Genomic DNA, 9,175 nt, shown 5'->3' on the forward strand with positions numbered 1-9,175 from the left:
CCTATTGCTAACCGCTACTAGCCAAGCTTATTTTTTTGTATCATCGATCCACCAGTTCAGGAAACCAAAAGTCTCCCCGTAAGGAATCATAGATACCGGCTTGAACTCATCTTTGTACTTCACGCGTGAAGTCATGCCGCGTGGCGTTCCATACTGATACATGAATACGTATGGTAAGTTCGTCGAAATTTCTTTTCCGACTTCTTTATAGATCGCTGCGCGTTCATCTTGTTTAACTGTGGATACAGCTTTTTCCCAGAGCGCATCCAGCTTCGGATTGTCGTACCAGCCAGCGTTGTTGCCAGGCGGGAATGCCTTTTTACCGAAAGTAGAAATGCCATCCGGATCTGGATCAGACAATTGCCATCCGAGTAACAGAACTTGGAATTTACCAGGGTTGGCATATTGATCGACAAGAGCCGAGAAGTCTAATGCTTTTGGCTTCGCTTCAATTCCGATCTCTTTCAGGTTTTGCTGAATAACAACTGCTGCCTGTTCACGACGACTGTTCCCCGAGTTGAAAATGAATTCAAAGGAGAAACGATTGCCGTCTTTGGCAAGGATTCCATCTGCCCCGGCTACCCATCCGTCTTCTTTCAGCAATTGTTTTGCTTTCTCTGCGCTATATTCGTAATGGACTGCCGCATCGCCCGGATCTGCCCATGTACCTGGCAGGAACGGTGCATCCATAATTTTTCCTGTTCCCTTCAAGATATTGTCGATAATACCTTGACGATTGATTGCGTGAGCGATGGCCTGACGCGTTTTTTGACCTTCAAACAACCCGTAGTTGTTCGGGAAGTTCTTCTTGTCGAAGTTGAAGGCAAAGTATTCATAGCTAGGACCTGGCTCTGTCGAAATGTTGATCGTTCCTTTCGCCTTCACCGCTTCGAGCTGCGTGACAGGAATAGAATCGACCAAGTCAACGTCGCCTTTCATCAGAGCCTGTACTTGTGTGTTTTGATCCGCATAGATTTTGTACACAACCTTTTGGATATGCGGCTTCTTTTCACCCCAGTAATCTGGGTTAGCATCTAGCACATGGTATTCTTTTTGTTTCCACTCCGACCATTTGAACGGTCCAGAAGTTGGGGTCTTGGCTGGATCTTTTCCGTAAGAATGTGCTTGCAATTCTTTAAACGGTACGTCTTTCAACACGTGAGCAGGTGCCAACTTTTGCATTAATCCAAAGGCAAATGGAGCGTACAATTGCGTCAATTTAATTTCCAGTGTGTAGTCATCCAGTTTTTTCATTTCTTTAACTTTGTCATATTTCGTAATTTCTGGTGATCCGGTCTCAGGAGTTTTGATCGCATTAATGGTAAACATCAAATCTTCCGCCGTGATTGGCGTTCCATCGGACCATTTCGCATTATTCTTCATCTTGATTGTATAGGTTAGGCCATCCTCACTTACTTTCGGCAGCTCTGCTGCAAGAGACCAAGGGTAAACTGCTAAATCAAAAGACGGGTTTCGATTGTACAAATACGCCTGCGTATACTCCATAACGTCACCGGAAGCTGTGTCGTTTCCGAAAATCGGATTGATTGTGACGATGTCAGAAGTCGTAGAATGCGTAAACGTCCCTCCGTCTACTGGCTTCTCATCATCCGTACTGGTCGCCTGCGGAGCGACCTGTTCCACCGTTTTCTGTGTTGGTGCTGGTGTTGCAGTCCCTGGCGAAGCATTGTTCCCGCTTGAGCAACCGACTAACAGTGCTCCGGTTAACGAAAGCAGTGCCAACGGCTTCAACCACCCTTTCCCTTTTTTCAAAGCAAATCCCCCTCTTCCATGTTTTTTCAAGCCTTTTCCATAATGTACAATCTGTTCCAAGGCCCGTCTTTTTCATATTAAATAATTTTCTGTTATTTGAAAATATTTTTAACTTAAAAAATTTTAAAAAATCAGATGATTTTATATTCATTTATAAACCTTAATAACTCCCCCTTCTAATAAAGGGGGAGCGAACAGGCCTGCCCTACACAGTTTGGTCCCGCAGAAGTTCACGTACAATGCTAAGCGCCTTGTCGATATCCGCTGTCTCAATACCGGAATGAGTCACCGCTCGAATTCTACCGTGACCGAGCTCTGCTACGTGCAGCCCATGTGCATGCGCTGCTTCTATGAAGGTCTGCCAAGTATGGGCTGGGTGTTCAATCTGGAAGAACACAATATTGGTCTCCACATCCTCCACACGAGTCACGATTCCTGGAATCTCCGCCAGACCTCGTGCCAAGCGAAGGGCGTTTGCGTGATCGACTGCCAAACGATCCGTCATTTGTTGCAAGGCAACCAGACCTGGGGCTGCAATTATCCCTGCCTGACGCATACCACCCCCCAGCATTTTGCGAAGACGATACACTTTCTGAATAAAGTCCTCTGTTCCAACGACAAGGGAACCAATCGGTGCTGACAATCCTTTCGACAGACATATTTGCACGGAATCCGCATAACGCGCAATCTCAGCCGCATCCACGTCAAGAGCAACAGCCGCATTGAACAAGCGTGCACCATCCATATGAACGGGCACAGCCTTTTCCTTTGCAAATGCGCGAACCTCTTCCAAATAAGCCAACGGTAGGACACGTCCCCCCATCCGGTTATGCGGGTTCTCCAGGCAGATCAGGGAAGGCAATGCGAATTGTGGGTCTTCTGGCTCCAGCGGAAATACCCACTCCATGTCAGCAATGTCCAACCTTCCATCTGGCTGCGTCGGAATCGGTTCGTACATAATGCCGCCACACACGGCCGCGCCACCTGCTTCATAGATGTAAATGTCGGTCTCATTCCCTACAATTACTTTGGAACCGCGCGGACAATGCGCCATTAAGGATGCCAGATTAGCCATCGTTCCACTCGGCATGAGAATGGCTGCCTCTTTGCCCAGCTTCCGGGCCGCTTCTTGCTCTAATTGGCGAACCGTAGGATCTTCCCCATACACATCGTCACCGAGTACCGCCTCTTGAATTGCATCCATCATTTGACGTGTCGGCAAAGTAAATGTATCGCTTCTCAATTCTATCAACGGTTTCATACCCCACTTTCCAATTGCTGACTTACTTGTACTTTCAGGCAGTCATTCACCTGCTGGATCAGCTCAACGGTCTCGCTGTAATGCTTGCCTTCGACAATGACATATCCGAGACGATGTGAGAAATTTTGTGGAGGCTGGACGTTTTGCCCGATTTTCGCCTGAATCGTCACTTCCGCAATCCCCGGCAGGCTGCGAACCGTATCCATTCCATGTATCCCGCTAAAGGTTCCCTGACTCTCTGAGACGAGAAAATGAATGCCTGCATATTGTTGCTTTTCGACTGTTTGAGACAATTCAGGAGCAAGTCCAGCTGCGCACCGAATCTGTTGCAAAAGCAGATCAATCCCTGTTGAACGGCGAACCAGCTCTGGAATCATTCCACCGGCAAGCCTTGCATTGACTTCGATGACAACACAACCTGCTGATGTCCACTTCACTTCTGTATGGGCAGCACCGAACTGGTAGTTCACCGCCGCTAACGCCCTTTCCACTGTTCGCTCGATCTCCTGCTTATCTTCTACAGACAGCGGTGCAGGGAAAATATGCCCTGCTTCCACGAAAAACGGATATCCCGTTAACCGTTTCTGGGTAATGCCGATAACAACGCATTGTCCTTGCCACGAGAACGTCTCCACACTAAATTCGGGACCCTCGACATACTGCTCCAGAAGGACTGTTCGAGCTGTTTCCTGGCCGCGCGCATTGTACTTGATTGCAAGGATTTCCCTTGCCATATGCTCCACTTCATCCCAGCTAAAGCACAGACGTACGTTATTCGACCCACTATCGTCAGCGGGCTTCACCACGCAGGGCAGAGAGACGGAAGACCGAGCTTCCATCAATGCCTCCATAGAGCCTATTGCCACAAATTCAGGCTGTGACACCTGATGCTGATGTAGCTTCTCCCGGAAAATCGCTTTGTTGCGGCAAGCTACAATCGCCTCCAGCGAATTGCCTGTCCACCCGAATTTTCGGGCCAGCTTGGCTACCGATTCGAGGTAATAGTCGCTTGTCGACATGATTCCGGCTATCTCTCTGCCTTCCTTAATCACTTGTGCTACACGGTCAGTCAGCTCTGCTTGGGAATTCGTATCGGTCACGACTACGTGACATTCCAACTCATCCAAACCGTGGTAGCGTTCAGGATTTTCTGTGAAAAATACCGGCTCGAACCCCAATTCGCGCGCTTTTTTAATAGCAAGCATACCTGTTCCCGTCGTATTTGCTTCAACGAACAGAAAGTGTTTGTTCATTCGGATACATCCCCATTAATTTAGAATAGGACCAGCTCGCCACAACTGTATTTGGTTCCACACATTGCGGTGTGTCTGGCAGGTTCATTTGCATCAGACCTTTGCTCTCTCGGTAGGAATGGCTGTAGATCGTATCGATATAACGATCCCCTCGATCCGGCAATATGGCTACGATATTGCATTCACTCCCGACTTGGCTCGCTAACCAGTTGGCTACTGCGTACACGGAACCCGAGCTGTTGCCAGCAAAAATATGCTCGTTACGGGCCAAATGCAGCGTAGCCGCAAATGCCTCAGCATCGTTCAACCAATGCACTTCATCGATAATGGAAAAATCTACATTCTTGGCGACCAAACTGTTTCCCAAGCCACCTTGCAGACGCGTAGGCTGATCGGGCTGTCCGAATATCACACTCCCCGTTGCATCAACCGCCACGACGTGAAGGTCCTTATGATGACGCTTCAGTTCTCTGGCGGTCCCGGACAAGGAGCCTCCACTGCCGACTGCACCAACAAGCACGTCAATTCGTTCGAGGTCCTGTATCAACTCCGATGCCAGCGCAGCATATGCACGCGGATTTTCCGGATTATCGTATTGGCGAGGCCAGAACGCTCCTGGATACTCCCTCATTAATTCTTGGAGTCGTTCCAGTCTGGCACTTTGCCATCCTTGTTTCCCCATCTGCGAAACCACGTGAACATGGCAGCCAAGCGAGGTCAACTTCGCATAGGTAATAGGGTCAATTCTCGGGTCAGTCACGATGTGTACGTCATGCCCCAACTGACGCCCAACCAAGGCCAAGCCGCAAGCCAGCGTTCCAGACGAGCTCTCGATAATCGGCATGCCCTCCTGAAGTTCTCCTGACTGTATCGCCGCCAAGACCGATTGCTTGGCCACACGATCCTTCATACCGAACGGATTCATTAACTCAAGCTTTGCAAATACGGAACCCACTGCCCTTTCATCAAGTCTCAGCTTGACCAGAGGGGTGTCCCCGATTGTATCTGCCATCTGTTCATACCGCATCTACGCTCACGTCCTTCCCTTGCTTGCCAGAAAGAAACCTCTTCATTACCCTCTCCCGCCTTTCTTCGATTGCCTGCAATTGCCCTTGTCGATCTTGCCACTCCAGTTGAAGCTCCTCTGCAAGCTCCCTCTGTGCTGTCAGCATTTGCTGTACTTCTTCTGGATTTGTAGAGCCCGTTGATTTCTTGGCGTACAAGCCCCCCTGCACATCGAAGGAAGCAGCGAGGAGTGCAGCCGTATCCGGTACTTGAAAGCCTGCTTCCGCGCAAGCTTCATTGAGTAGCCGTGGGTCTCCCGGCTCCGGCGATACACCGTGTTCCAGTGCGCGAACGATGTATCGGCCTGCGATTACCTGCGCTGTGCGATACGGAATCTCGTGCTCCAAAGTCAGCAAATTCGCAAGTGTGAATCCGCCAAAAAAATCTCTTCGGCATATACTGAGCAACCGCTCTTCATTGAATTGCAAATGATCAATAACCGCTTTTAACAGGCGCAGCAACGTCTTCGTCTGTTGAAATAGCGTCAGCAGATGAGTACCGGCCTCTTTCGATGTCTCCACTAAATTTGTGAAAGCCGTATTTCGTTGCCCAAGGAGCATGTCCATATAAAACGCAGGCAGGTGGGCACTTTTGCCTCTAATTCGTTCCAAAATCGGATAGTTCTTTTTCTGTGGCATGGCAGAAGATATTCCTGATAGCTCATCAGGCAATTGGAGGAAGTTCATTTCGCTGCTGCCCCATTGAATCAAATCCGTTACAAACCGCGAGACCAGTACCGAGAAGGTAGACAGCTCACCAGCTATTCTCAAAACCCATTCCCGAGACGCGACCGCCGACAGCGCATTCGTTCGGGGCTGTCGAAACCCGAGCAGCTTGGACAACCGTTGACGGTTCCACGGCAGTTCTACACCTGCCATAGCCCCTGCCCCAAGCGGGCACTGATTCATTTCGTCATAGATTTGTATCCATCGATTCATGGCTTGCAAAAATTCACCGTTAATAGAGGAAAGATAGAATCCAGGAGTAATCATTTGTGCGGATTGGTAGTGGGTATATCCTGGCATGGGAACTGAACGATATTGAACAGCCAGTGTATGCATCGATTGGATAAGCTGTCCCAATTCTCCCGTGGTCTCCAGCCATTGCGCACGACCAAACATCACCTGAGCGCATGCTTGGACATCATTGCGGCTGCGATCCATATGCCAACACGGTACTGGTCCTGGGAGCAAACCTTCGATATGTCGCTCGAGGGCAAAAGAGATATCAGACATGTTCCTTCCGGGATCAGGAGCTACCGTATCATGTGTAGCAGCCTGAAGTGCTTTTGCGATATGCAAAGCGTCTCGTCGCGTAATCAAGCCCATTCTGACATATTCCAAAAGCATGGCGAATTCAATCTGAATATACCCAGGCAACAAATGATCGCGTTCATATTTGAACTGCGGTTCCAATACTTCATCATGCAAGAGGCGGCTTGGTGTCGAAGCAATTCTGCCCGTTAATTTTACACTCATGCAAAAAATACACCTCGCTTCCGACTGAGTAACGATACAACCTGGAGTTGAGACAAAAGGTGAGAGAATGTACTAAAAAGAAATACCTCCTGATTTCTGTTCCGTATATTCGTAGCTTTGTTCTTTCTTCATTCGCAAGTGTGGATTCAGCAGCATGAGAACCACAATGAGAAGTCCCGCTCCGCCAATGATTCCAAATATCGTAAAAATGGAAACAATACCAGTAGTCAGACCGACCAGAAAAACAGAGACTGGCATAGCGCACAGAACCATTACACTAATCAAGCTCGATGCTCTTCCCAAAACTTCTTTTGGCACCATCAAGGTGATCAACGTACTCATTTTGATATTGACAAATGCCGAGCCTATTCCATTCACGAATACACATATGACTTGCCAAACAAGCGGAATGCCAAACGCAAACATCCCGATTCCGATACTGAACAGACTAATTCCACAGCAAATGTAAATAATCGCATCATATCGATTCAAATAATTAATACATAGAGATCCAAGCAAAATTCCGATAAAAAAGCTGATCTCGAGCATAGCCAATTCGGTAACATTTGCAACGACCAGTGGCAGCAAGATCGCTTCTGGAGCCGTCAAAAAATTGAGGATGGTAAAATAAATCATGCAGTTTCGCAAAAAGTCATGCTTTGTAATCGCATGGATTCCATCCTTCAAATCCGTCATGATCATCCTTGCTGTAAACTCACTGACTGTAGATAGGACAAGCTCCTTCTCGTTAATCAATAAAATGATCAGTGCACCTAATAGATAGGTGATGACATTCAAAATAAACGCATATTCCATTCCAAACACGATCAACCCCGCTGCCAATGCCGGAGCCGCCAAATTTACAACCGTTTGAATCATCTGTGATAAACTTTGGGCTTGCGTCATGTATTGTTCGGGAACCAGTGTCCGTATAGCTACCGTGAGTGCAGGCCTGAAGAAGGCACTGACCGTGGTCAGCAAAACGGCAATGATGATTAGTACAGCAGGATGTAGCATATTAAACAGGAACAACAGGACGATGCATAAAATGAGGACTGCTCTCAATGCATGCGAAACGACCATGATCATCTTTTTATTTCCTCTGTCAACAAACACGCCAGCGAACAATCCGAATATGATCAAGGGAATCGTCTCCGCTGCCAATAAAACCGCCATTAACAAAGGACTTTCCGTCAAAACCTTCATTAGCCAAATAAGCGCTAATCGATACACTCCATCTCCCATATTCGAGACAAATTGCGAAAAGATTAAATAGCGATAACTTTTCAAGCCAAGCAACGCCCGAAAAGATACCTTTTCATTAACGCTTACTGGCTGTTCCATTTCGATAATCCTCTCCCACTCAGAACGGAATCAATTTTGGGGGAAGATGACTCCCGAGTATGTCAGAAGTCATCTCTTGGATCTGATCCTCTACGTGTGGTAAACATGCACTTCTTTATTCCATTCACTTAAACATCTATACCCCCATTCCAGCTTTTTATAGAAGTCAGGTTCTTCTTTCAACAATAAAATACCTAGGCTGGTCCCACTGTGTGCAACAACGGTACCTAACCCTCCGATTTTCTCGTTGATCTCCATCACTTCCGACAAACGTTTTTTGGGCAGAATTTTTTGATTCAATATCGCACTTCTGGATGACACGGCACCGATCGTGTGGACATCCCTTTCTCTGATCGCTTTCGAAATCTTTTGTAATAGGAGACTGTATTCCATCTTTTCCGCATGGGTATACGGTTTTGTTTGCTTGTTAAACTCAATCGTATCGATTGTTCCCCCCTCATCAATGCTTACAATGCACAATGGCGGGAGCTCCCCAATATATTCTCGTAGCTTGACTTCCTTATGGTAGTAAGCAACAGCCCCTTCATACATAACTCCGTCAGTCGGCTCTATCGTAGATAGAAATAACTCCAATAAAGCAGGCTCCATTTTTATATGAAAACAATTTTCTACCGCTCTTGCGGCAGCCACCAAATCTGCTGATGAACTTGCCATGCCTTTTCCTACGGGGAGCTCAGAATTGATCTCTAAAATTCCGCCTGGCGGAAAGCCATAATGTTTTACTATTTTTTCTACGAGGCTTTTCGATTTTTGCTTAGAACGAGGTACGATGACGATCTCTTGTAAGCTTGGAATCGAATAAAAAGTAGCATAGGAAGCATTTTTTATAGGCAAAGTCACTAGAAAATCCCGATTATTTTCCCCGAGAATACCCTGCAGAAGCTCCCCAAAAGTACCGTTGGCTGCACCCATTCCTATGTCTGTTGTTTGAGGAAAATTACGAATGGAACTCGTCTTTATCATGCTCATAGAGGCCCCCC

7 protein-coding genes are annotated in these 9,175 nt (G+C 47.3%); all 7 read right to left on the reverse strand.

What is annotated here, in order from left to right; genetic code table 11:
• Window positions 1-27: 27 nt before the first annotated feature.
• Window positions 28-1,773: a peptide-binding protein gene (locus tag C7R93_RS22475; protein WP_106840909.1), complete on the reverse strand. Its 1,746-nt coding sequence runs from the start codon at window positions 1,771-1,773 to the stop codon at window positions 28-30.
• A 205-nt stretch (window positions 1,774-1,978) separates the two neighbouring features.
• A complete protein-coding gene (gene ltaE, locus C7R93_RS22480) occupies window positions 1,979-3,034 on the reverse strand; it encodes a low-specificity L-threonine aldolase (RefSeq protein ID WP_106840910.1) in 1,056 nt (351 codons plus the stop codon).
• Window positions 3,031-4,287 carry an ATP-grasp domain-containing protein gene (locus C7R93_RS22485; protein ID WP_106840911.1) on the reverse strand — a complete coding sequence of 419 codons (1,257 nt, stop codon included), beginning with the start codon at window positions 4,285-4,287 and terminating at the stop codon, window positions 3,031-3,033. Before C7R93_RS22485 ends, ltaE begins: the two co-directional genes overlap by 4 nt.
• Complete coding sequence (locus C7R93_RS22490) at window positions 4,262-5,314, reverse strand: PLP-dependent cysteine synthase family protein (RefSeq protein WP_106840912.1); 1,053 nt, start codon at window positions 5,312-5,314, stop codon at window positions 4,262-4,264. The genes C7R93_RS22485 and C7R93_RS22490 overlap by 26 nt, the downstream gene beginning before the upstream one ends.
• Window positions 5,304-6,830: an argininosuccinate lyase gene (locus tag C7R93_RS22495; RefSeq protein ID WP_106840913.1), complete on the reverse strand. Its 1,527-nt coding sequence runs from the start codon at window positions 6,828-6,830 to the stop codon at window positions 5,304-5,306. Before C7R93_RS22495 ends, C7R93_RS22490 begins: the two co-directional genes overlap by 11 nt.
• 72 nt (window positions 6,831-6,902) lie before the next feature.
• Window positions 6,903-8,174 carry an MFS transporter gene (locus tag C7R93_RS22500; protein ID WP_106840914.1) on the reverse strand — a complete coding sequence of 424 codons (1,272 nt, stop codon included), beginning with the start codon at window positions 8,172-8,174 and terminating at the stop codon, window positions 6,903-6,905.
• Window positions 8,175-8,264: 90 nt separating this feature from the next.
• Window positions 8,265-9,164: a GHMP family kinase ATP-binding protein gene (locus C7R93_RS22505; RefSeq protein ID WP_106840915.1), complete on the reverse strand. Its 900-nt coding sequence runs from the start codon at window positions 9,162-9,164 to the stop codon at window positions 8,265-8,267.
• Window positions 9,165-9,175: the final 11 nt, after the last annotated feature.

Origin of the sequence: Brevibacillus fortis (assembly GCF_003013395.1) — a bacterium.
In the GTDB taxonomy this organism is placed as follows: Bacteria; Bacillota; Bacilli; order Brevibacillales; family Brevibacillaceae; genus Brevibacillus; species Brevibacillus fortis.

What these genes read in the sequence shown, in the direction of transcription:
- ltaE (WP_106840910.1), bottom strand. Translation starts at nt 3,034, where the DNA reads ATGAAACCGTTGATAGAATTGAGAAGCGATACATTTACTTTGCCGACA.
- C7R93_RS22485 (WP_106840911.1), bottom strand. Translation starts at nt 4,287, where the DNA reads ATGAACAAACACTTTCTGTTCGTTGAAGCAAATACGACGGGAACAGGT.
- C7R93_RS22490 (WP_106840912.1), bottom strand. Translation starts at nt 5,314, where the DNA reads ATGCGGTATGAACAGATGGCAGATACAATCGGGGACACCCCTCTGGTC.
- C7R93_RS22495 (WP_106840913.1), bottom strand. Translation starts at nt 6,830, where the DNA reads ATGAGTGTAAAATTAACGGGCAGAATTGCTTCGACACCAAGCCGCCTC.
- C7R93_RS22500 (WP_106840914.1), bottom strand. Translation starts at nt 8,174, where the DNA reads ATGGAACAGCCAGTAAGCGTTAATGAAAAGGTATCTTTTCGGGCGTTG.
- C7R93_RS22505 (WP_106840915.1), bottom strand. Translation starts at nt 9,164, where the DNA reads ATGAGCATGATAAAGACGAGTTCCATTCGTAATTTTCCTCAAACAACA.